This is a genomic window from Streptomyces sp. NPDC098789 (genome assembly GCF_044759975.1).
In the GTDB taxonomy this organism is placed as follows: domain Bacteria; phylum Actinomycetota; class Actinomycetes; order Streptomycetales; family Streptomycetaceae; genus Streptomyces.
In genome coordinates, this window is sequence record NZ_JBIWAJ010000004.1 from 301021 (window position 1) to 323700 (window position 22680).

The following is a 22680-nucleotide window of genomic DNA, read 5'->3' on the forward strand; positions in this document are numbered from 1 at the left end:
AGTGAAAGCGCTTTCTATCAGCGCCCGATGACGCGAAGGAGGACACCATGGAGCGCAGGACGATCAAGATCGCCATGAACGGCGTGACCGGGCGGATGGGGTACCGCCAGCACCTGGTCCGCTCCCTGCTCGCACTGCGCGAGCAGGGCGGCCTGGATCTGGGAGACGGCACCGTGCTCTGGCCCGAGCCGGTGCTGGTGGGCCGCCGGGAACCAGCACTGCGGGCCATCGCCGAGCGGCACGGCCTGGAGCACGTGAGCACGGACCTCGCGGCGGTCCTCGCCGACCCCGAGGTGGAGGTCTACTTCGACGCCCAGGTCACCAGCGCCCGCGAGGCCGCCCTCGGCCTGGCCATCGCCGCCGGCAAGCACGTGTACTGCGAGAAGCCGACCGCGCTCACCTTCGAGTCGTCGCTGCGGCTGGCCCGCCTCGCCGCGGCCGCCGGGGTCAAGCACGGGGTGGTCCAGGACAAGCTCTTCCTCCCGGGACTGCTCAAGCTCAAGCGTTTGATCGACGGCGGGTTCTTCGGCGAGATCCTCTCCGTCCGGGGCGAGTTCGGCTACTGGGTCTTCGAAGGGGACTGGCAGCCCGCGCAGCGGCCCTCCTGGAACTACCGGTCACAGGACGGCGGCGGAATCGTGGCCGACATGTTCCCCCACTGGGAGTACCTGCTGCACGAGCTGTTCGGCCCGGTCCGCACGGTGCAGGCACTGACCCGCACGCACATCGGCCGCCGCTGGGACGAGGACGGCAAGCCCTACGACGCCACGGCGGACGACGCGGCCTACGGGATCTTCGAGCTGGAGGGCGGCGCCGTCGCCCAGATCAATTCCTCGTGGGCGGTGCGGGTCCACCGGGACGAGCTGGTGGAGTTCCAGGTCGACGGCACGCACGGCTCGGCGGTGGCCGGGCTGCGCGACTGCCGCGTCCAGCACCGCGCGATGACGCCCAAACCCGTCTGGAACCCCGACCTTCCCCAGACCGAGCCATTCCGCGCCCAGTGGCAGGAGGTCCCGGACAACACCCCCTGGGACAACGGGTTCAAAGCGCAGTGGGAGCTGTTCCTCAGACACGTCGTGCGGGACGAGCCCTGGCCGTGGGACCTCCTCGCCGGAGCCCGAGGGGTGCAACTGGCCGACCTGGGCCTGCGCTCCTCGGCCGAGGGCAGGCGCCTGTCGGTTCCGGCGGTGACGCTGTGAGCATCGGGCTGCCCTCGGCCGACGGCGGGCTCCGCCTCCACGAACCGTGCCGGGACCCCTTGCCGCCCCTCTCCTTCCTCCCGGCCCGCAGCCGCAGGTTCTACTCCGCCGCGCACGTGGTCGCCGACCCGCTGGCCGCCTGCGCCGGAGCGGGCCCCGCGGTCGACTGGGACGCCACCCTCGCCTTCCGGCACCGGCTGTGGGCGCAGGGGCTCGGCGTGGCCGAGGCGATGGACACCGCCCAACGCGGGATGGGGCTGGACTGGCCCACCGCGGCGGAGCTGATCCGCCGGTCCGCCGCGGACGCCGCGGCCGTGGGCGGCCGGATCCTCTGCGGGGCGGGTACCGACCAGCTCCCGGCCGGCGCCCATACCCTCGCCGAGATCTCCGCCGCCTACGAGGCACAGCTGGCACACGTCGAGGCCTGTGGTGCGTCGGCCGTCCTGATGGCCTCGCGGGCCCTGGCCCGCGCGGCCCGGGGCCCGGAGGACTACCTGGAGGTGTACGGAGGGCTGTTGCGCCAGTGCGCGAGACCGGTGGTGCTGCATTGGCTGGGTCCCATGTTCGACCCCGAGCTCCACGGCTACTGGGGACACGAGAGCCTGGACCGGGCCACCGACGTCTTCCTGAAGGTCATCGCCGAGCACCCGGACAAGGTGGACGGCATCAAGGTGTCGTTGCTGGACGCCGGACGCGAGGCGGACATCCGTCGGCGACTGCCCGCCGGGGTCCGCTGCTACACCGGGGACGACTACCACTACCCGGAACTGATCGCGGGGGACGGGGAGTGCGCGAGCGACGCGCTGCTGGGCATTTTCGATCCGATCGCGCCGTTGGCGGCCCGGGCCGCGGTCGCCCTGGACCACGACGATCCCGCGGGCTTCCGGGCCCTCCTGGACCCGACGGTGGACCTGGCGCGACACCTCTTCGCCCCACCGACCCGCTACTACAAGACCGGGGTGGTCCTCCTGGCCTGGCTCGCCGGCCACCAGGAACACTTCACGATGGTGGGCGGCCTCCAGTCGGCGCGCTCGCTCCCCCATCTCGCCACCGCCTACGAACGCGCCGACCTGTTGGGCCTGTTCCCCGATCCGGAGCGGGCGGAGCAGCGGATGCGACACCTCCTCGCGGTGCACGGGGTGGCGTCGTGACAGGGGCGCCGGCCCGGCTGAGCCTAAATCAGGAGACCGTCCGGCAATGGTCCGTGCCCGAGTTGGTGAGCGGATGCACGGCCGCCGGGGTGACGGCCGTCGGGCTGTGGCGCGATCCGGTGCGGGCCTTCGGGGTACGGGACACCGCGAAGCTCGTCGCGGAGGCGGGGATCCGGGTCAGTTCGCTGTGCCGCGGCGGCTTCTTCACCGCGGACGACCCCCGGGGCCGCGCGGCCGCGCTCGACGACAACCGCCGGGCCGTGGTCGAGGCGGCGGAGCTGGGCGCCGACACGCTGGTGCTGGTCTCGGGCGGGTTGCCCCCCGGGGACCGGGACCTGGTCGGGGCTCGGCTGCGGATCGCCTCCGTCCTCGGCGAGTTGGCACCCTGGGCGGCGACGCACGGGGTGCGCCTGGGCATCGAGCCGCTGCATCCGATGTTCGCCTCGGACCGGTGCGTGGTGTCCACCCTCGGCCAGGCGCTCGACCTGGCCGAGCAGTTCCCGGCCGAGCAGGTCGGGGTGGTGGCCGACTCCTACCACGTGTGGTGGGACGAGCGGCTCCCGGTGGACCTGCGCAGGGCCGGTGAGGGCGGGCGGATCGTGTCCGTCCAGGTGGCGGACTGGATCACTCCGCTCCCCGAAGGGGTGTTGCTGGGCCGGGGGCAGCTCGGCGACGGCAGCATCGATCTGCGGGCCTTCCGCGAGTTGGCCGACGCCGCCGGGTACGCGGGGCCGGTCGAGGTCGAGATCTTCCAGCCGGGCCTGTGGGCCCGGGACGGCGCGGACGTGCTGCGGGAGGTGATCGAGCGCTACCGCGAACACGTCGAATGACCGGTCGGTCGATGGCCCCGGGAGCGTCGATGGATCCACGGGGCGAAAGGAGTTGGCGATGACGGAAGTATGGAGTCGGCGGGCCTTCCTCTCCACCGCGGGCGGGGGTGCGCTCCTCCTCGCGACACCCGCCGGGCGGGCGGCCGCACAGGCTGTGGGGGATGTCCACGACGGCATGCGGGCGGTGTGGCGCGGTCTCGTCCTGGGAGGCGATCTGCCCACCGGGGCGGAGCCGTTCCGCTCGCGGCTGGCCGCACTGGGCGAGATGGCCGGGGGCTGGGTGGCGGCCATGGCCCCGGCCGCCGGTTCGCTCTGGCCCGACCAGGTGTTCTCCACCGATCCCGAGATGCTGATGCAGAGCTACTACCGGCTGCGGACGATGGCGGAGGCCTACGTCCGGCCCGGGACGGGGACGACCGGCTCGGGGGCGCTGCTCTCGGCCCTGCTCACCGGGCTCGACCACCTGCACGCGCGGGCCTACCACGCGGGGCAGGCGCCCTACGGCAACTGGTACTGCTGGCAGATCGGTGCGCCGCAAGCGCTGCTGGACCTCTGCGTGCTGCTGTACGACCAACTGTCGCCGACGCAGCTCACGCAATCCTGCGCGGCCGTGGACCACTTCGTGCCGGACTCCGTGGTCGGCTCGTACACCGGGACCAGCACCGGTGCGAACCGGGTGGACCTGTGTCGGGTGCTGGCGGTGCGCGGGGTGGTCGGCAAGCAGTCGGCCAAGATCGCTCTGGCTCGCGACGCCCTCGCTCCGGTCTTCCCCTACGTCACGTCGGGAGACGGCCTGTACCGCGACGGGTCGTTCGTCCAGCACACGTGGGTGCCCTATTCGGGTACCTACGGTGCGGTGCTGCTCGGTGGTCTGGGCCTGCTGTCGGGGGTGCTGAAGGGGACCCCCTGGGCCGTCGTCGACCCCGGTGCGCAGGTGGTCTTCGATGCGGTGGAGGGGGCCTGGGCCCCCTTCCTCTTCAACGGTCTGGCCATGGACTGCGTCAGCGGCCGGGCCATCAGCCGGGGGCTGGCCGCGGCGGACGTCCGGCAGGTGCGACAGGACGACCACGCCCGGGGCCACGCACTGCTCGCCGGGATCCTGCTGCTCGGTGAGGGCGCGAGCGCCGCCGAGCGGGCCCGATGGCGGGCGCTGGTGAAGGGCTGGATGGCGCGGGACTACTACAGCCGCCCGCTCGCCGACGAGTCCCTGCCCCTCTCCGCGCTGGCCCGGCTGGCCGAGGTGGAGGGCGACCCGGCCGTGCCGGCGGCGGCCGAGCCGGTCGGCCACCGCCTGTTCGGTGCGATGGACCGGGCCACGCACCGACGGCCCGACTGGGCGGCTTCCTTGGCCATGGCCTCCCGCCGCATCGCGCACTACGAGACGGGCAACGGGGAGAACCTGCGGGGCTGGCACACCGGCAGCGGGATGCTGTGCTGGTGGGGCGCGACCTACGGCAACGGGCAGTACGCGGACGCCTTCTGGCCGACGGTCGACCCCTACCGGCTGCCCGGAACCACCGTCTCGCGCAAGGTGCTGGCCGACGGCGCGGGGGGCGACTGGGGAGCCTCCCGGCCGGACGCCGTGTGGGTGGGCGGCTGCACGGACGCAGAGTTCGCCTCGGTGGGGCAGCACCTGCGGGGCCTGTCCAGCACCCTCACGGCCCGCAAGTCCTGGTTCTTCCTCGCCGACACGATCGTGTGCCTGGGCGCGGGCATCCGGGCCGCGGACGGCGCCGTCGTCGAGTCGGTCATCGACAACCGCAATCTGGGGGCCGCCGGTACGCACGCGCTGACCGTCGGCGGCGCGCTCCAGCCGACCACTCCGGGCTGGTCGGCCGCGTTCTCCTCCCCCGGTTGGGCACACCTCGCGGGGTTCGGCGGGTACGTCATGTCGGGAGCGGGCGGGTTCAAGGCCCTGCGGGAGCAGCGCACGGGACGCTGGAGCGACATCAACCGGGGCGGCTCCACCGCCGCGCTGAGCCGCCGCTACCTGACGCTCTGGTACGACCACGGCACCGATCCCACCGCGGGGTCGTATGTCCATCAGGTGCTCCCCGGCGCCACGGCGGCCCAGACGGCCGCCCGGGCCGCCGCTCCGGGGTGGCTGACCGTCCTGGCCAACTCGGAGGTGGCCCAGGGCGTCACCGTCCCGTCCCTGGGGTTCACCGGGGTCAACCTCTGGCAGGCCGGCACGGCCGGTCCGGTCGAGGCGGGCGGGCCCTGCTCGGTGACCGTCCGGGAGCGGTCCGACGGGACGGCCACGGTCCGCGTCAGCGATCCGTCCCGGACGCAGACCGCGCTCACCGTGGTGTGGCACCGGCCCGTCGCCGAGGTCCTCACCCGCTCCGCCGGGGTGGTGTCGGCCGTCCCCGGCGCCGTCCTTCGGTTGGGGTTCGCCGACCTCACCCGAGCGGCGGGGGCCGCACAGGAAGTGGTGGTGCGTCTGGGCTGACGCGCGGGGCCGCGCCCGGTTCGAACGGGTCCGAACGGGTGACATACCGTGCCCTTCATGGATCAGACGCACAAGGCAGGGGACGGTGGAGGAGCGGCCAGGCGGCGGTTCCTCGCGATCGCGACGGGTGCGGCCACGGTGGCCGGGCTCGGGGCCGTCGCGGGCTGTGCGGACGGGGCGGGTTCCGCCGACGACGCGGGCGCGGGCCGCGCGCCGAGCGGAGCGGCGAAGCCGTCCGGCTCCGCCGGGGCCGGCGATCCGGCCGGACCGCACGCCTTCGACGTCAAGGCCGAGAACGCGCGGCCGGGCAACGCCGACTGGGGCGTGGCCAAGGCCGGGCCCGCGCGGGCGATCGAGGGTTTCGCCGACCGGGTGAGCGTCCTGCCGGGCGAGTCCTTCGGCCTGCACGTGTCCACGACCGCGCCGCGGTTCACCGTCTCCGCCTACCGGATGGGCTGGTACGGCGGGGCGCGGGCCCGCCTGGTGTGGCGCTCCCAAGCGATCAACGGCGCCCACCAGCCCGAGGCCGCGGTGGAGCAGGGGACGCGGATGGTGCGGGCCCGCTGGGCCCGCACCACCACCGTCGAGACGAAGGACTGGCCGGAGGGCAGCTACCTGCTGCGCTTGGACGCGCAGGGCGGCGAGGGCCAGCGGTTCGTCCCGGTCACCGTGCGGTCCGCGGCCACCAAGGGCCGTACCGTCATCGTGAACGCGGTGGCGACGTGGCAGGCCTACAACAAGTGGGGTGGGTACAGCAGTTACGACGGCCCGAGCGGCGGTTTCGCCTCGCGCTCCCTGTCGGTGACCTTCGACCGGCCGTACGAGTACGACGACGGCGCGGGACTGTTCCTGGTCTACGAGGCTCCGCTGATCGCCTTGGCCGAGCGGCTCGGCATACCCCTCGCCTACACCACGACCACCGATGTGGCCCGTGAGAAGCGGCTGCTGGAGGGGGCCACGGCCGTCGTCTCGCTCGGGCACGACGAGTACTGGTCGCCCGAGCAGCGCGCGCACATCACCGCCGCCCGGGACGCGGGGAGCAACGTCGCGATACTGGGCGCGAACTGCTGCTACCGCCGCATCCGGCTGGAGGCGAGCGACCTGGGCCCGGACCGTACGGTCGTCTGCTACAAGACGTCCTACGAGCAGGACCCCGGCTTCAAGCGGGGTCACCCGGCGACCGTGGACTTCCGTACGGCCCCCGGGGCCGACCCGGAGAGTTCGCTGCTCGGCGTGATCTACGACGGCTACCCCGTGGACGCTCCGTACGTGGTGACCAACCCGGGCCACTGGCTCTTCGACGGCACCGGCGTGCGGGCGACCGACCGCTTCCCGCACCTGGTGGGCGTGGAGTACGACAAGGTCAGCACCGGTTTCCCGACCCCGCGCCCGATCGAGATACTGGCCCACTCCCCCGTGGTGTGCGAGGGCCGGCCCAGTCACCAGGACACCGCCTACTACACGACGCCGAGCGGCGCCGGCGTGTTCGCCACCGGAACCATGCGCTGGGTCGAGGCACTGGACGCGACCGGGGACGGCCGCAGCGGTGCCAACCACGGCCTCGACGCGCGCGCCGGCGCGCTGACGACGCGGGTGACGGAGAACCTGCTGCGCGCCTTCGCAGCGGGTCCGGCCGGCCGGACCCACCCCGCCCAGGACAACGTCAAGGCGGTGTACGGCGGTTCGTGACCCAAAGCAGTGGCCACGGGACGGAACGGGCGTTTAGGATCACCTACACGTCATCGCGTGCCGGTCACCGTCCGGGTGAGGCATGGAGGTGGCCGTGAGGTGCCTTGCGGAGGCATTCACCCATGTCAGTCGAGTTGAACCACACGATCATCCACTCCCGCGACAATCGGGAGTCGGCCGAATTCCTGGCGCACGTCCTCGGTCTCGAAGTCGGTTCCGCGTGGGGCCCCTTCGTCCCCGTCGACACCGCCAACGGCGTCCAGTTGGACTTCGCCACCGTCCCGTCCGGGACCATCACCCCCCAGCACTACGCCTTCCTCATCTCCGAGGCGGAGTTCGACGCGTCCTTCGCCCGGATCCGGGCGAAGGACATCACGTACTTCGCCGATCCGATGCAGAAGCAGCCGGGCGAGATCAACCACAACGACGGGGGCCGGGGGCTGTACTTCCTGGATCCGTCCGGGCACGGGATGGAGATCATCACCCGCCCCTACGGGAGCGGCGCCGACGGCGCGACCGCGCAGTAGTCGGCTCGACGGTTGAAGGGGGGCGGCGCCGCGTACACCGGGCGCCGCCCCTTCGCCGTCCGCTCAGGGCAGGTAGACGATGTTCGGAGCGCCCGTGGTGGGGTGGGCGGTGATCCGTGTGCGCACGCCGTACACCTCGGCCAGGAGTTCCTCCGTCAGCACCTCTCCCGGTGGCCCGGACGCCACCGCCCGTCCGGCGTCCAGGACGTAGAGCCGGTCGCAGAAGGACGCGGCGAGGTTGAGGTCGTGCAGGACCAGCAGGGCCGTGGCGGGCAGGTCCCGGACCAGGCCGAGGACGTCCAGCTGGTAGCGGATGTCGAGGTGGTTGGTCGGCTCGTCGAGCGCGAGCAGGCCTGGCTCCTGGACGAGGGCCCGGGCCACGAGCGCGCGCTGGCGCTCGCCGCCGGACAGTTCGTCGAAGCGGCGGGCGGCCAGCTCCCCGGCGCCCACCGTCTCCAGTGCGCCGGCGACGCGCAGGGCGTCGGCCGGCCCGTCCTGCTCCCAGAACCGTTTGTGCGGACTGCGCCCCATGGCCACCACCTCGCGCACGGTCAGCCCGAAGGTGCCGCTCGCGTCCTGCGGCACGACCGCGACCCGACGGGCCCGTTCCTTGACGCCCAGCGAGGCCGCGTCCACACCGTCCAGCACGACCCGCCCGCCGGTGGGCCGCAGGGTGTCGTACACGCAGCGCAGCAAGGTGGTCTTGCCGCTGCCGTTCGGACCGACCACGCCGACCGTCTCGCCGGGGTGGGCGGTCAGGTCGACGCCGTGCAACAGCGGCTTCCCGTCGATCTCGTAACGCACGGCCTCGGCCCGTAGTTCCAGCGCTCGCGAGGGTGGCGACGCCGTCATCCGGTCACCCCCTCGCTGCGGCTGGAGCGCCGCAGCATCCACAGGAAGAACGGCCCGCCGACCAGCGCGGTGACGACGCCGACCGGAATCTCCTCGGGCGCGGCCGCGGTACGGGCGACCAGGTCGGCCAGCATCAGGAACACGGCCCCGCCCAGCGCGGCCACCGGCAGCAGCGCCCGGTGCCCGGCGCCGACGACCATCCGGGCGGCATGGGGAACCATCAGCCCGACGAAACCGATCGCACCGCTGAAGGCCACCAGCACTCCGATGACCAGGGAGGTCAGCACGAAGACGGCGGCCCGGAAGCGACCGGTGTCGAGCCCGAGGGTCCGCGCGTCCTCCTCGCCTGCGAGCAGCAGGTCCAGCGGCCGGGCGAGGCCGAGCAGCAGCCCGGTCCCCACGGCCAGGACGGCCGCGGGCAGGGCCAGCTCGTCCCAACGCGCCCCGCCGAGGCCGCCGAGCGTCCAGAAGAGGATGGAGCGGACCTCCTCGGCCCGCGCCGAGAGGACCAGCACCAGACTGGTCAGCGCGGACAGGATGTACTGGACGGCGACCCCGGCGAGGATCAGCCGCCCGGTGGTCATGGTCCCGCCGCGCCGGGCCAGGGCGTACACGGTGACCAACGCGCCGAGCGATCCGACGAACGCGGCCAGGGGCAGCGTGACGCTGGTCGCGACGCCCGCGCCGAGGCCGAGCACGATGACGGCCACGGCGCCCGCGGAGGCCCCGGAGGACGCGCCGAGCAGGAACGGGTCGGCGAGCTGATTGCGCACGAGGGCCTGCAACACGGCGCCCGTCACGGCCAGTCCGGCTCCGACCACGGCCGCCAGCAGCACGCGCGGCATCCGGACGTCCCACACGATGGAGGCGAAGGCGCCGGGGCTCGGTCCGTCGGCCACGATCTCCAGCACCTGGCCGGGAGCGATCCGCACCGGCCCCAGCGCCAGTCCCGCCACCGCGCAGGCGGCGAGCGCGAGGGCGAGGAGGACGAGGACGAGCGGGGTGCGGCGGCGGTCCGCCCTCACCGGGCGTCGGGGTGCAGCTGCCCGGCGAGGGATTCGACGGCGTCGGCGACGCGCACCCCGAGCACGGCCGAGGACAGCGGCAGGACGACGAACCGCCGGTCCCTGATCGCGGGAACCTGGGCGAGGGCCGGGTCGTTCAACAGGCGCTGCTTCTTGGCTTCGACGCCGGTCCCGCCGTAGTCGTAGATCAGCACGGTATCGGGCTTGCGCTCGATGACCTTCTCCCAGGAGACATCGCCGAAGGTGTCCTTCAGGTCGGCGAAGGCGTTCGTCCCGCCCGCCAGGGAGACGATCTCGTTGCCGATGCCGTTGCCGCCCGAGGTGAAGGCCGCCGTCTCCCCGGAGTCGTAGACGAAGACGGTCGGGCGCGCCTTGTCCTTCACGCGCGCCGCGACGGCGTCGATGCGGCGCTGCTCGTCCTCGATCAGCCGCGCGCCCCGGTCGGGCACCCCGAAGGTACGGGCCACCTCGGTGATCTCGGTCTTCAGCTGCTCGAAGCGGACCGGGCCCTGGGTGCAGTACTCCACGCTGAGACGGGTGTTGATACCGCTCTTCCCCAGCGTCTCGCGGTCGCGCCCCTGGGACTTGTCGAAGGCGCTGGAGTAACCGCCGTAGACGAAGTCGGGGTTGGCGCCGAGGAGCAGCTCCTTCGACGGGTACTCCTTCGCCAACACCTTGATCTTGTCGTAGGCGGGCCGGTACGCGGGCAGGACGGCGTCGTCGAGGTAGGCGGTGCCGGCCATCCGGTCGCCGAGGCCGAGGGCGAGCAGCACCTCGGTGGCGTGCTGGTTCATGGCGACGGCGCGCCGGGGCGGTTCCCGGTACGTCGTGGTCACACCGCAGTTGGTCACGGTGTACGGGAACCCCGCGGCGCCGGACGTCGGCCGCGGCGCGCCGTCGCCCGTAGCCCCCTCCTCGGCGGCGCCGCAGGCGACGAGCGGTATCAGGAGGGTCAGGGGGGCGAGCGGGGTGAGCGCGCGCAGGGCGGCGCGGAAACGCGACATGACGGAGCCTCTCCTGGGGATCCTCGTCCCCGGGTCAAAAGGAAGTCGAAAGGAAATCGACAAGGAAAGGGCGGCACGTCAGTGTCTGACTCCCGGACCCGCGAGGGCCCGGTCACAGTGGCGGGACCGTACCGGTTTCACACCGGTTTCCTGGTACGCGCCGCCCGGGGGTAACCCGGACAATTCTGCCAGACCATCCGCGCCCGGGTGCCGGCGCCCGACCGCCCGCGCCGGCCGCGGAGCCCCCTGGGCCGCCGACCGAGCTGAATCGATACAGCAGCTCAGGGACGCATTGGCCGCCTCATTGCTGGGGACCACTTCGGAAATCGACGGCTCCGTCACACCCGGAGGACCCCCCATGAGCACCTCACCCGAGTGGCGACAGCTCACCGACCACCTGATGTCCGTACCCGAGCAGATCTACGAAGGCTGGAACAGCACCGTCGGCTGGGACAACTACACCCGTTGGGGCCGCGAGTTCGGCGAGGACGGAGTCGCGTGGTGCGTCATCTTCGACTGGTGCACCTACCACGACGCCGGTCTCGACGCGATCGTGCCCAAAGTCGACAACGTCTCGGCGTTCAGCGACTGGGCGCAGCGCCGCGGCCAGTGGTCCGCGTACCCCAGCGCCGGCGCGTGGGTGAACTTCGGCAACGGCGCGCACACCGAGATGGTCACCGGTTTCGACGCGGACACCGTGTACACCAAGGGCGGCAACTCCATCCGGGCCGGGGCCGTGGACCACGGGCAGGGCAACGGCGTCTGGTCGCACTCCAACCCCCGCCGCAGCAGCTACGTCACCGGCTACTTCGCCCCCCGCTACCCGGACGGCGAGTGCCCGCCGACCGCCGACCCCCAGGACCCCCGCGGCGGGTCCGCCATCACCGCCTGGCGCTGGGCGCCACCCGTCACCGCGCCCACCTTCGAGCCGTTCCCGGGCGCGGCCTGGTTCACCACGGGCCGCCGCTCGCCGATCGTCTCGGCCATGCACGACCGCCTGGTCGCCGTGGGGTGCGACCGGTACGAGTCGAGCCGCAACAAGGACGTCATCGGCCGCGGTGACAAGACCAGCTACGAGGCGTGGCAGCGCACGTGCGGCTTCACCGGGGCCGCCGCCACCTGGCCCCCCGGCCGTACCACCTGGGACCTCCTCCAGGTCCCCAACGTCTGAGCCGAACGCCCCGTGGACCACCTGAACGCCCGAAGCCCGGGGTGAACGCGGCGCGTTCACCCCGGGCTTCGGAGGGTTTCCCTTGCAGGGGCGGCAGGACTCGAACCTACGACATTTGGTTTTGGAGACCAACGCTCTACCAACTGAGCTACGCCCCTTCGATGGCCCTAGCTTCGCACGGGGCACGCGGATGATCCAATCGTTTCCAGCATGTGGTCACCCGACGGGACCAGCGGCCGCTCCCGGGGCGCTCCGCGGCCCGCGGCCCGCGGCGGGGAGCGTCGCAGGTGGCGGGGCCGGGCGCCGAGGGGGATGGTGGGAGGTGGCCCCACGCCCGAGGAGGTTCCGCCATGCGCCGTCTCCGGCCCTCCTCCGCCGCGCCCGCGCCCGCCCTCACCCTGGCCCTCGCCCTCACGCTCGCCCTCACCGCGCCGACCCTCCTCGGAGTCGGATTCGGGCCCGGACCCGGCGTCGCGGAAGCGCAGGGCCGGCTCCCCGCAGGGCCCACCGGAGAGACGATCTCGCTGCGCGGCAATCGGCCCGGAGAGTTGCTGGACGTCACCCTCGTCGCCGTGACCGATCCGGCGACCCCGCGCACCGCGGATCCCGCACGGGATCCGGCGCAGCGGCTCGTCTCCGTCGAGCTCCGCCTGGTCAACACCGGGACGGCCGCCTACACCGACGCCCCGCGCGACGGCTCGTACCTCCTGGACCTGGGCGGCAAGCGGTATTCGGGTGTGGCCGGGGCGACGACGGCCGGGACGGAGTTCCCGGACGGACGATCCCTCGCGCCCGGCGAACGGGCCACCGGCAGCGTCACCTTCGAGCTGCCCCGCGACGCCCGCCCGTCAGCGGTGCAGTTCGCGCTGAACAGCGGGACGGCCGACGACATCGGCCAGTGGCCCCTCTCCTGACCGGGCACGCCCCCGCCCTGAGCACGCCCCCGCGCGGCCCCCGACACCCGCCGCCCTCTTGACCGCTCTGGTCCAGACCAATACCTTCCGGGATGCACAGCACGCGCACAGCACGGCTCAGGAGCACCACTCCCCGCATCCGCAAAGGAAGCCCATGCGCCGCAGCACGCTCGGCAGGCTGGCCGTCGCCGCCTGTTCCTTCTCCCTCCTGGCGGCCTTCGCGCCCGCCGCGGGAGCCGCCACCGACCGCGCCGACGGCGACCTCGGTCACGGGCGCACGTACAACCGCGTCGGCTACTTCACCCAATGGGGCGTCTACGGGCGCGACTTCCAGGTCAAGAACCTGGAGACCAGCGGCGCCGCCGCCAAGCTCACCCACATCAACTACGCCTTCGGCAACATCGGCGCGGACGGCAAGTGCTTCACCGGCAACGTCCCCGGTGAGGCGGACGCCTGGGCCGACTACGCCCGCCCGCTCGACGCCGCGGGCTCGGTCGACGGGGTGGCCGACACCTGGGACCAGCCGCTCGCCGGGAACTTCAACCAGCTGCGCGAGCTCAAGGCCAAGCACCCGGGCCTCAAGGCCCAGATCTCACTGGGCGGTTGGAGCTGGTCCACGCACTTCTCGGACGCGGCCCGGACCCCCGCCTCGCGCAAGGCGCTCGTCCAGTCCTGCATCGACCTCTACATCAAGGGGAACCTGCCCCAGGACGGCGCCCGCGGCGGCGCCGGTGCGGCCGCCGGCCTCTTCGACGGGATCGACCTCGACTGGGAATGGCCCGGATCGCCCGGGGACACCGACACCACCTACCGGCCCGAGGACAAGCGGAACTTCACCGCACTGGTGCAGGAGTTCCGTACCCAGCTCGACGCCTACGGCCGGACCCAGAAGAAGAAGTACCAGCTGACCGCCTTCGTCCCGACCGCCCCCGCCAAGATCGACGCGGGCTTCGAGGTCCGGAAGATCATGCGGGACCTGGACTTCGTCACGCTCCAGGGCTACGACTTCCACGTCTCCGGCGAGAAGACCACCGCCCAGCAGTCGGCCCTGTACGCGCGCGACGACTTCAGCGTCGACGGCACGGTGGACGCCTGGCTGCGGCGCGGGGCGCCCGCGGGCAAGCTCGTGATGGGCATGCCGTTCTACGGCCAGGGCTGGACCGGGGTCACCGGCGGCGGCAACGGCATGGGGAAGCCCGCGACCGCGCCGGCGCCCGCGACCTGGTCCGCCGGGTACGAGGACTACAAGGCGCTGAAGAAGCTGGCCGATTCGGGCGCGTACACACTGCACCGGGACCGGCGGGCGGGCAGCGCCTGGCTGTTCGACGGGACCACCCTGTGGACCTACGACGACCCGCAGGTGCTGCGCACGAAGACGGCGTACATCCGTGAACACGGCCTGGGCGGCGCCATGTTCTGGTCCCTGGACGGGGACACCGCGGACGGCGAACTCATGACGGCCGTGGACCAGGGGCTGCGCGGCCACTGATCCGCCGGGGCGCCCCCCGGTCCCCCCGCGGCCGCCGGCGAAATCCACCGGCACGGGAGGCGCCCCGGCCCGTAGCCTCCGCGCATGGACATCACGACGATTCACGCGGTCAACCGGCTCACCGAACGCTGGGCCGCGGTGGTCCGGCCCGACGCCGGGGGCACGGTGTTCACCGCGGCCGGGGTCTGGCCGCTGCTCGCCCTCCTCGCCGACGGCGCGGGCGGCCCCGCGCGCGAAGAGCTGGCGCGGGCCCTCGGCATACCCGCCGAGGGGGCCGCGGCCGCGGCCCGCGAGCTGCTGGACGGGCTCGGTCGGGTACCCGGCCTGGTGGCGGCGACCGGCCTGTGGACCAGGGCCGACCTGCCCCTGGAGAAGCGTTGGACCGACGACCTGCCGGACGGCGCGCGCGGGACGCTGACGGGGGACGCGGGCATCGACCGGCCGGTGCTGGACGGGTGGGCGGCCGAGCGCACGGACGGCCTGATCGAGCACATGCCGGCGCCCGTGGGCCCCGAGGTGCTCATGGTGCTCGCCTCGGCGCTCGCGCTCCGGGTGACCTGGCAGCAGCCCTTCGACGCGGTCCCTGCCGGGACCGACGACGGCCCGTGGTCCGGGCAGCGCTTCCTCGGCCTGCGACGGACCACCCGGGAGCTGGACCGGGTCCGGGTGACGCGCTCGCCCGCCGGACCGGTCACGCTCCTGGAGGTCGAGGGGAGGACGGACGTCGACGTCCACCTGCTGCTCGGCGCCCCCGACGCCGCTCCCGGCGAGGTGCTGGTCGCGGGGATCGCCGCCGTCACCGGGAGGACGCCCGCCGAGGGCGCGAGCACCCTGCCCGAGGGGTCCCCCGGACCGGGACTGGACCTGAGCACGGTCGAGTCCTTCTCACCCGATTCCTACCTCATCGAGGAGACCGTGGCCTTCGACCTCCGGGCCGAGCACGACCTCCTCGGCCAGGCCCGACTGTTCGGACTGGACGCCGCGTCCGACGACGCCTTCGGCCACTTCCCGGGGATCAGCTCCGCCCCGCTGGCGGTCGGCTCGGCGCGGCAGTCCGCGATGGCCCGCTTCCACGCGACGGGGTTCGAGGCCGCGGCCCTCACCGCGGTGAGCATGCGGGCGGGCGGGGGCGCGCCGACGACCCGCTACCGCGTCCGTCGCGCCGAGGTCGCCTTCCGGCGGCCCTTCGGATTCCTCGCGGTGGACCGCTCCTCCCACCTCGTGCTCGCGGCGGGCTGGGTGAACGAGCCGCTGCCCCACACAACCCCCTTTGCCCCCGTTTTCTAGGATGTGAGGACCCGGATCCGGACCCCGGTGCGCCCCACGCGCCCTTGTGCGAGAGAGTGCTCACCGATAAGTGTTATCGGGGCCCCGCTCGGCGGTCTCCCATGTATTGGGCACCATCGACCGCCGGTACGGACAGGGATCATCACATGAGTACTCAGCACACCGCAGCGCTGGTGTCGGCCGCCCGGGCCGGCGATCCGGGGGCGCAGGACGAACTCGTCGGCGCCCACCTGCCGCTCGTCTACAACATCGTCGGCCGGGCCCTGAACGGGTCCGTCGACGTGGACGACGTGGTCCAGGACACCATGCTGCGGGCCCTCGACGGCCTGGGCGGGCTGCGGTCCGACGACAGCTTCCGGTCGTGGCTGGTGGCGATCGCGATGAACCGGGTACGGGCGCACTGGGAGGCCCGCAGCACCGGCCCCGACGCGAGCGGGCTGGACGCCGCCCGGGAACTCGCCGATCCGGGCGCCGACTTCGTGGACCTGACCGTCGTACAGCTGAACCTCACCGGACAGCGGCGCGAGACCGCGCGGGCCACCCGCTGGCTGGAGCCCGACGACCGGGCGCTGCTGTCCCTGTGGTGGTTGGAGTGCGCCGGGGAACTGACCCGGGCGGAGGTCGCGGCCGCCCTGGAGCTGTCCCCGCAGCACACCGCCGTGCGCGTGCAGCGGATGAAGGCGCAGTTGGAGTCCGCGCGCGTGGTCGAGCGGGCGCTGGACGCCCAGCCGCCCTGCGACGCGCTGCGGGCGGTGGCCGGCGGCTGGGACGGGCTCCCGTCGGCGCTGTGGCGCAAGCGAATAGCCCGGCACGCGCGCGAGTGCCTGCGCTGCGCGGGTCTGTGGAACGGCCTGGTCCCGGCGGAGGGCCTGCTGGCCGGGCTGGCCCTGGTCCCCGTCGCGGCGGCCCTCGTGGCCTCGGTCCACGAGGCCACCGCGGTTCCGGCCGCCTTCTCCTACGCCGCCTCCCCGGACACCGCTCCTTCGTACGTCGCCCACTCGTCCGGCGCCGCCAAGGGCTCCGGAGCCCACGCGGCCGGGGGGCGCGGTGACGTGGGCCGGGGCGCGTCGCGCAAGCGGCGCCGCACGCGCCGCAGGGTCATCGCGGGCGGCGTGGTCGTCGCGTGCATGGCCGGTGGTGGGGCCCTGTACCTCGGTGGCGCCCTGCCGGGATCGGGTGAGGAGGGAACGACCGCCGCGGCTCCCGGTGTGCCGCTGGCCGCGCTCTCCACCACCGGGTCGGCGCCGTCGGCGTCGACCTCCGCCTCCCCCTCCGCCTCGGCGTCCGCCTCTCCGTCCCCTTCCGCTTCCGCTTCGGCCTCCGCTTCTGCCTCCGCCTCGGCCTCCGCCTCCGCCTCGGCTTCCGGGAGCGGGAGCGCGACGCCCGCCCCGCGCCCCTCGGCTCCGCGTCCGGCGCTCGCGGCGCCGCAGGGCACCGTGGCCCAGGTGATCGCACTGGTCAACCAGGAGCGGTCGGCGGCCGGTTGCGGGCCGCTCAAGGACGACGCCCAGCTGCGCGCCGCCGCCCAGGGCCAGTCGGACGACATGGCGGCCCGGGACTTCTTCGACCACACCAACCCCGACGGCGCCGACCCGGGCAAGCGGATCACCGCCGCCGGGTACCGCTGGTCGACGTACGGCGAGAACATCGCGCGGGGCCAGTCGACGCCCGCCGCGGTCATGGAGTCCTGGATGAACAGCCCGGGCCACCGCGCCAACATCCTCAACTGCTCGTTCAAGGACATCGGGGTCGGCATCCACAACGGGTCCGGCGGCCCCTGGTGGACCCAGAACTTCGGCGCCCGCATGTGACCCCGGCCGACGGGGCGCCCGCGGGCGCCCCCCCAAGGAGGGGAGGGACGCCCTCCGCTCGAACGTCGCTCGACGACACCCGACCGCGCGGTCACTGGATGCTTCAATCTCGGGGCAGGATAGTGACTGGAGCCGAACGGGCTGATCAGACGGGGCGAGCGGAGTACGACGGATGGCACGGAGGGTCCTGCGCCCGCACCAGCGCGAGGCCGTCGACGCCGTCGTGCGGGCACTGGAGCTGCCCGTGGGCGGGCAGCTGCCCGCAGCCGGGCTGCGCACCCAGGTGATCATGGCCACGGGGTCCGGGAAGTCCCTGGTGGCCGTCCGTTCCGCCGAGGCCCTCGGGGCCGGGCGGGTGCTGGTCCTGGTGCCCTCGCTCGACCTGCTGACGCAGACCGTCGCCGCCTGGCGCGAGGGCGGTCGCACCGGGCGCTTCCTCGCCGTGTGCTCGCTGCGCGGCACGGAGGTGGGCGTGCCCAGCACCACCGATCCGGAGCTGATCGCGCAGTGGTGCCGACCGGTGCCCCAGGTCACGGTCTTCGCCACCTACGCCTCCCTCGGCCTCGGCATCGTCGAGGGGGCGCACCGCGCCGGGTCGCCGGGGTGGGACCTGATCGTGGTCGACGAGGCCCACCGCACGTCCGGACGGATCGGCAAGCCCTGGGCGGTGGTGCACGACAACACGCGGATCCCGGCGGTCCGCAGGCTCTACATGACCGCCACGCCCCGGGTCTGGCAGGACCCCGAGAGCACGGAGGACGACCGCCCCACCGGGGGCGACCGCACGGAGGGCGACCGCACCGGGGGCCGGGTGCCCGGCGGGGTGCTGGTCGCCTCGATGGAGGACGATCCGGACGGACCGTTCGGCGCCCGCTGCCACACCCTGTCCCTGTCCGAGGCGATCGACCGGGGCATCTGCGCGCCGTACCGGGTGGTGTGCGTGGACGTCAGCGATCCGGAGTTCCAGGCGGCGGTGCTGCTGGGCCCGCGGGGGCGCTCGGACGAGGTGCGCGGGGCCCGGTTGGCGGCGCTGCAGACCGCCCTGGTCAAGGCGGCGGCCGACCAGGGTTTCCGCCGCACCCTGGTCTTCCACCACCTGACCCGGGAGGCCGAGGCGTTCGCGGCGGGGCTGCCCGCGGTGGCGGCGCGGCTGCGGATGACCAGCCGGGCCCCCCGCCCGGTGTACCCGCGGACCGTGTGGGCGGACTGGTTGGGCGGGCAGCACCCGGCGGCGCACCGGCGGCGGGTGCTGGACGCCTTCGCGGCCGACCGGATCGCGGAGAAGGCCTTCCTCGGCAGCGTCCGGGTGCTCGGCGAGGGGGTGGACACCAAGGAGTGCGACTCCGTGTTCTGGGCGGACGTCCGCGACTCGATGCCGGACCTGGTGCAGGCCGTGGGCCGGGCGCTGCGGATCCGCCCCGGCGAGGGGAAGGTCGCCTCCCTCGTGGTGCCGGTGCTGCTGGGCCCGGGCGAGACCCCGGAGACGATGCTGACCTCACGGGCGTACGGGAGCCTGGCGCGGCTGCTGGAGGCGCTGCGGGCGCACGACAGCAGGCTCGTGGAGTCGCTGGCCGAGCCGCAGCGGCCGGGTGCGGCGCCCCGCCCTTCGAGCACGGCGGGGGCGGGCGCCGCGCAGGACGGCGGGGCCGCGGGACTGCTCAGCTTCTCGACCCCCCGCGATCCGGCGCTGCTCGCCGCCTTCATCCGGCTGCGGGTGCTGCACCCCGAGCACGAGCACTGGCGGCGCGGGCTCGCCGCGTCCGCGCACTACCTCGCCGGAACCGGGGACCTGAAGGTGCCCTTCGGGTTCAAGGCGCCCGCGGGCGGGGACGGTTGGCCGCCCGGGCTCGCCCGCTTCCCGCTCGGGCAGTGGATCTCGGACGCGCGGCGCGCCTACCGCCGGGGATCCCTCGGCCGGCGGCGGACCGCGGAGCTGGACGCGCTCGGGATGGTGTGGAGCGCCTTCGACGTGGCCTTCGAGGAGGGGCTGACGGCGGCCCGCGCCTGGGCGCGGGCGCACGGCCACCTGCTGCCGCCGGTGGACTCCACCTGGGAGGGCCACCCGGTCGGCATCTGGGCCAAGAACCAGCGCGCCGCAGCGCGCCGCGAGGGTCCGGGAGCGCTGTCGGCGGAGCGCCACGCGGCCCTGGACGACATCGATCCCGGCTGGTGCCCGGACTGGGACATCTCCTGGCAGCGGGCCTACCGGCTGACCCGGGCGCGGCTGGAGGCGGGCGGCGCGCTGCCGCTCGACCCCGGGGAGGTGTACGTGCAGGGCGAGGACCTGGGGCAGTGGCTGCGGGCGCAGCGCCTGGGGTGGGAGCGTTTGACCCCGGCGCAGCGGTGGCTGCTGGAGCACGGGCTGGGGACGGGTCCGGCCCCGGAGTCCGAACGCCCGCGGCCGCGCCGGGCGCACGCCGACGCCTGGGCCGCGAACCTGGCCGCGGCCCGCCGCTTCCAGGCCCGGGAGGGTCACCTCCAGGTACCGCGCACCCATGTCGAGCCGCTGGGCGGGGCGCAGGTGCGGTTGGGTTCCTGGATCGCCAACCAGCGCTCCCGCGCGTCCGGCCTGGCTCCGGAGCGGCGGGCCGCCCTGTCGGAACTGGGCATGCGCTGGGCGTCCTGACCGGGCCGCCACGATGCCGGGGCGGCCGGGGCCGGGGCGGCCGGACGGGATCGGGTCAGCCGGACGGGGACCGGGTCAGCCGGGCGATGGAGCGGGCCGGACCGCGACCGGGGCGTCGACGAGGTTGCGGTCGATGGTGAGGGTCACCCCGCCGTGGGCCTCCCGCACGTTGCCCCGGTACTGGTGGATCCGCCGGTGCCCCTGCCAGAGCCCGGCGGCCAGCGCGCCGCTGTCGGCGGTGTCCGCCCGCCGGTCCCAGCGGGCGTACCAGACCGCGTCCGGCAGCGGTGCGGTGCCGGCGCGGGCGGCGGCCGCCAGGTCGGCCAGCCCGGAGCCGAGGCTGGAGTAGTAGCCCGCGCGGTACCCGGACCGGTGCAGCCGCTGCGTCCAGCCGCTCGTGAAGTCGACCACGGCCTGCGCGCACCGCGGCTCGGCGGAGGGGTACGCCTCGATGTCCAGGTACACCGGGGTGCCGGGGCCGAGCCCCAGCCCGCGGAGTCCGGCCAACGCCTCGACGGCCTCCTCGCGGCCCTGCTCGACCGCCCGCGCAGGATCGATCCTGCCGGGCTTGTGCGCGTACGACGTGCAGGGTGCCTGGCGTCCGACGTGGACCGGAACCAGCCGCCACCCCATGGCCTGGACCCGGCGGACCCACTCGGCGGTGAGCCGCGGCTGCGCGCAGTGCCGCTGGCTGCCGCTGGTGTAGATGCCGACGGCCCCGTACGGCGAGTGGTCCCGCCAGGCCCGCATGGCGGAGAGCGAGGGAGCCGCGCAGGCGTCGAAGCCCTCGCCCCGGAACACCTCGGGGTCGCGGCGGGGCGGTCCGTGGTCGGGCAGCACCCGCGGGGTGATCCCCCGCTGCGCGGCGGGCCCCGGGGACGGCCCCGGACCCCCGCGGGCCGCGGCCGGGGCCGTCCCCGGACCGGACAGCACGAGGGCGGCGGCGAGAGAGGCGACGAGGGAGGCGAGGGCGGTCACGCGGGTTCGGGGCATGCCCCCACGGTCCGTGCACCGTCGCCGCCGCCCGGGCAGCCCGCGCCGGGCGGCGGTCAAGTTCATCCGTGCGCCGGCGTCGCGGTCAGGGGGTGTCCGACGGATGTGCCGGGCGCCGCGACGCCGCGGACATCCGTCGGACACCCGCTAGTGGTGGAAGCCCGGCTGCGGGTCGGACACGGCGGTCGGGGGCGCCTTCGTCAGGTGGTCCACGGCCCGGCGCAGGTCGCCGACCAGCAGGGCGATCTGGTCGAGGGTCACCCCGTGCCGGATCAGGACGCGCTGGACGACGGTCTCGCCCCGGTCCGCGGGCAGCGGGTAGGAGGGCACCTGCCAGCCCCTCATCCGCAGCCGGTCGGAGAGGTCGTACAGGGTGAAGCCGCTCGCCCCGGGGTCGGTGAGGGTGTAGCAGACGGCGGGGAGGCCGCCCTGGCCGTCGTACAGGAGGGTGAAGGGGCCCATGCCCTGGACCTCCCGGGCCAGGTAGGCCGCGGTGTCGGCGCAGGCCTGGTGCACGCGCCGGTATCCGCCCCGCCCCAGCCGCAGGAACAGGTAGTACTGGGCGATGATCTCACCGCCGGGGCGGGAGAAGTTCAGGGCGAAGGTCGGCATGTTGCCGCCGAGGTAGTCCACCGTGAAGACGAGTTCCTCGGGCAGCAGGTCGGCGGTGCGCCAGACGATCCAGCCGACGCCCAGCGGTGCGAGCCCGTACTTGTGGCCCGAGGTGTTGACGGAGGCCACCCGGGGCAGCCGGAAGTCCCAGACCACGTCGGGGTGCAGGAAGGGGGCGACGAAGCCGCCGCTGGCCGCGTCCACGTGGATCGGGACGTCCCAGCCGTGTTCGGCCTGGATCCGGTCGAGTGCGGCGGCGAGGTCGGCGACCGGCTCGTAGTCGCAGGTGTAGGTGACGCCGAGGATCGCGACGACCCCGATGGTGTTCTCGTCGACGTACGCGGCGAGCTGGTGGGGGCGCAGTCCGGTGGCGCCGGGCTCCAGGGGGACCTGGCGCAGTTCCACGTCGAAGTACCGGGCGAACTTCTCCCAGCAGATCTGCACGGGGCCGCAGACCAGGTTGGGGCGGTCGGCGGGCTTGCCCTCGGCCTTGCGGCGGGCCCGCCAGCGCCATTTGAGGGCGAGGCCGCCGAGCATCGCGGCCTCACTGGAACCGGTGGTGGAGCAGCCGGTCGCGGCGCCGCCGGGCGGGGCGTTCCAGAGGTCGGCGAGGATGTTCACGCAGCGCGACTCGATCTCGGCGGTCTGCGGGTACTCGTCCTTGTCGATCATGTTCTTGTCGATGCACTCGTCCATCAGGCGGCGGGCGCCGTCGTCGGACCAGGTGGTGCAGAAGGTGGCCAGGTTCTGGGCCGCGTTGCCGTCGAGCAGCAGCTCGTTGTGGAGCAGCGAGTAGACGACCTCGGTGGGCGAGTGGTCCGCCGGCATCCGGTACTTGGGCAGTACCTCGCCGCTGAGCGGGGACGCGAACACGTCCGTGGCGTAGTCGACGCGTTCGTCCCGGGCGGGGGCGGTTCCGGCGGTTGCTTCCTTCATCTCATGAAGTGCCATATCGGGACTATAGGGGCGCGCGGCGCCCTGGTCCGGCTCCCTGAAGGCGGCTTCAGGATTCTTCAGGGACGGTTCAGGCGGCGGGCCGAGTGTGGAG

Annotated in this window: 17 protein-coding genes, 1 tRNA gene and 1 riboswitch; of the genes, 12 read left to right on the top strand and 6 right to left on the bottom strand. The window is 73.8% G+C overall.

All coding sequences use genetic code 11. The features are described from left to right. The first annotated feature begins 47 nt into the window (after positions 1 to 47). The 6 genes from ACIQWR_RS11430 to ACIQWR_RS11455 all read left to right on the top strand — a co-directional run bounded on the left by ACIQWR_RS11430 (position 48) and on the right by ACIQWR_RS11455 (position 7848). Positions 48 to 1199 (top strand): Gfo/Idh/MocA family protein, encoded by a 1152-nt coding sequence (locus tag ACIQWR_RS11430; RefSeq protein WP_404006871.1) that lies wholly within the window; start codon positions 48 to 50, stop codon positions 1197 to 1199. Further along, entirely contained in the window at positions 1196 to 2350 is a 1155-nt protein-coding gene (locus ACIQWR_RS11435; RefSeq protein ID WP_404006873.1) for a dihydrodipicolinate synthase family protein, read from the top strand. The genes ACIQWR_RS11430 and ACIQWR_RS11435 overlap by 4 nt, the downstream gene beginning before the upstream one ends. Further along, on the top strand, positions 2347 to 3180 hold the full coding sequence (locus tag ACIQWR_RS11440) for a sugar phosphate isomerase/epimerase family protein (protein WP_404006875.1): 834 nt from the start codon (positions 2347 to 2349) through the stop codon (positions 3178 to 3180). The genes ACIQWR_RS11435 and ACIQWR_RS11440 overlap by 4 nt, the downstream gene beginning before the upstream one ends. Before the next feature lie 58 nt (positions 3181 to 3238). Continuing rightward, entirely contained in the window at positions 3239 to 5632 is a 2394-nt protein-coding gene (locus ACIQWR_RS11445) for a polysaccharide lyase 8 family protein (RefSeq protein ID WP_404006877.1), read from the top strand. A gap of 57 nt (positions 5633 to 5689) precedes the next feature. Further along, positions 5690 to 7321: a N,N-dimethylformamidase beta subunit family domain-containing protein gene (locus ACIQWR_RS11450; RefSeq protein ID WP_404006879.1), complete on the top strand. Its 1632-nt coding sequence runs from the start codon at positions 5690 to 5692 to the stop codon at positions 7319 to 7321. 122 nt (positions 7322 to 7443) lie between these two features. Further along, the gene (locus ACIQWR_RS11455) at positions 7444 to 7848 is read left to right on the top strand and encodes a VOC family protein (protein WP_404006881.1); all 405 of its coding nucleotides are present in this window, start codon (positions 7444 to 7446) and stop codon (positions 7846 to 7848) included. A gap of 63 nt (positions 7849 to 7911) precedes the next feature. Here ACIQWR_RS11455 and ACIQWR_RS11460 read toward each other — a convergent pair whose 3' ends face one another. The 3 genes from ACIQWR_RS11460 to ACIQWR_RS11470 are packed head-to-tail and all read right to left on the bottom strand — an operon-like array spanning position 7912 to position 10729. Beyond that, entirely contained in the window at positions 7912 to 8700 is a 789-nt protein-coding gene (locus tag ACIQWR_RS11460) for an ABC transporter ATP-binding protein (protein WP_404006884.1), read from the bottom strand. Beyond that, entirely contained in the window at positions 8697 to 9758 is a 1062-nt protein-coding gene (locus ACIQWR_RS11465) for a FecCD family ABC transporter permease (RefSeq protein ID WP_404007499.1), read from the bottom strand. Before ACIQWR_RS11465 ends, ACIQWR_RS11460 begins: the two co-directional genes overlap by 4 nt. Further along, positions 9722 to 10729 (bottom strand): ABC transporter substrate-binding protein, encoded by a 1008-nt coding sequence (locus ACIQWR_RS11470; RefSeq protein ID WP_404006887.1) that lies wholly within the window; start codon positions 10727 to 10729, stop codon positions 9722 to 9724. Before ACIQWR_RS11470 ends, ACIQWR_RS11465 begins: the two co-directional genes overlap by 37 nt. A 58-nt stretch (positions 10730 to 10787) precedes the next feature. Further along, a riboswitch (cobalamin riboswitch) is annotated at positions 10788 to 10923 on the bottom strand. Positions 10924 to 11087: 164 nt separating this feature from the next. Here ACIQWR_RS11470 and ACIQWR_RS11475 point away from each other — a divergent pair. Then, positions 11088 to 11900, top strand: a complete 813-nt coding sequence (locus ACIQWR_RS11475; RefSeq protein WP_404006889.1) for a peptidoglycan-binding protein — start codon at positions 11088 to 11090, stop codon at positions 11898 to 11900. A gap of 85 nt (positions 11901 to 11985) precedes the next feature. Here the strand turns inward: ACIQWR_RS11475 and ACIQWR_RS11480 are convergent. Next, positions 11986 to 12058: transfer RNA gene (locus ACIQWR_RS11480), tRNA-Trp, on the bottom strand. Between the two features lie 192 nt (positions 12059 to 12250). Here ACIQWR_RS11480 and ACIQWR_RS11485 point away from each other — a divergent pair. From ACIQWR_RS11485 to ACIQWR_RS11505, 5 genes are all read left to right on the top strand, one after another. Then, complete coding sequence (locus tag ACIQWR_RS11485; RefSeq protein WP_404006892.1) at positions 12251 to 12814, top strand: DUF4352 domain-containing protein; 564 nt, start codon at positions 12251 to 12253, stop codon at positions 12812 to 12814. A gap of 154 nt (positions 12815 to 12968) precedes the next feature. Continuing rightward, on the top strand, positions 12969 to 14303 hold the full coding sequence (locus ACIQWR_RS11490; RefSeq protein ID WP_404006895.1) for a glycoside hydrolase family 18 protein: 1335 nt from the start codon (positions 12969 to 12971) through the stop codon (positions 14301 to 14303). Positions 14304 to 14387: 84 nt separating this feature from the next. Continuing rightward, on the top strand, positions 14388 to 15590 hold the full coding sequence (locus ACIQWR_RS11495) for a serpin family protein (RefSeq protein ID WP_404006897.1): 1203 nt from the start codon (positions 14388 to 14390) through the stop codon (positions 15588 to 15590). Between the two features lie 146 nt (positions 15591 to 15736). After that, entirely contained in the window at positions 15737 to 17401 is a 1665-nt protein-coding gene (locus tag ACIQWR_RS11500) for a sigma-70 family RNA polymerase sigma factor (protein ID WP_404006900.1), read from the top strand. A 172-nt stretch (positions 17402 to 17573) separates the two neighbouring features. Further along, positions 17574 to 20027 carry a Helicase associated domain protein gene (locus ACIQWR_RS11505; protein WP_404006903.1) on the top strand — a complete coding sequence of 818 codons (2454 nt, stop codon included), beginning with the start codon at positions 17574 to 17576 and terminating at the stop codon, positions 20025 to 20027. Between the two features lie 75 nt (positions 20028 to 20102). Here ACIQWR_RS11505 and ACIQWR_RS11510 read toward each other — a convergent pair whose 3' ends face one another. Further along, on the bottom strand, positions 20103 to 21020 hold the full coding sequence (locus ACIQWR_RS11510) for a DUF1906 domain-containing protein (protein WP_404006905.1): 918 nt from the start codon (positions 21018 to 21020) through the stop codon (positions 20103 to 20105). Positions 21021 to 21167: 147 nt separating this feature from the next. Then, positions 21168 to 22583, bottom strand: coding sequence for a glutamate decarboxylase (locus ACIQWR_RS11515; protein WP_404006908.1), 1416 nt, complete (start codon positions 22581 to 22583; stop codon positions 21168 to 21170). Positions 22584 to 22680: the final 97 nt, after the last annotated feature.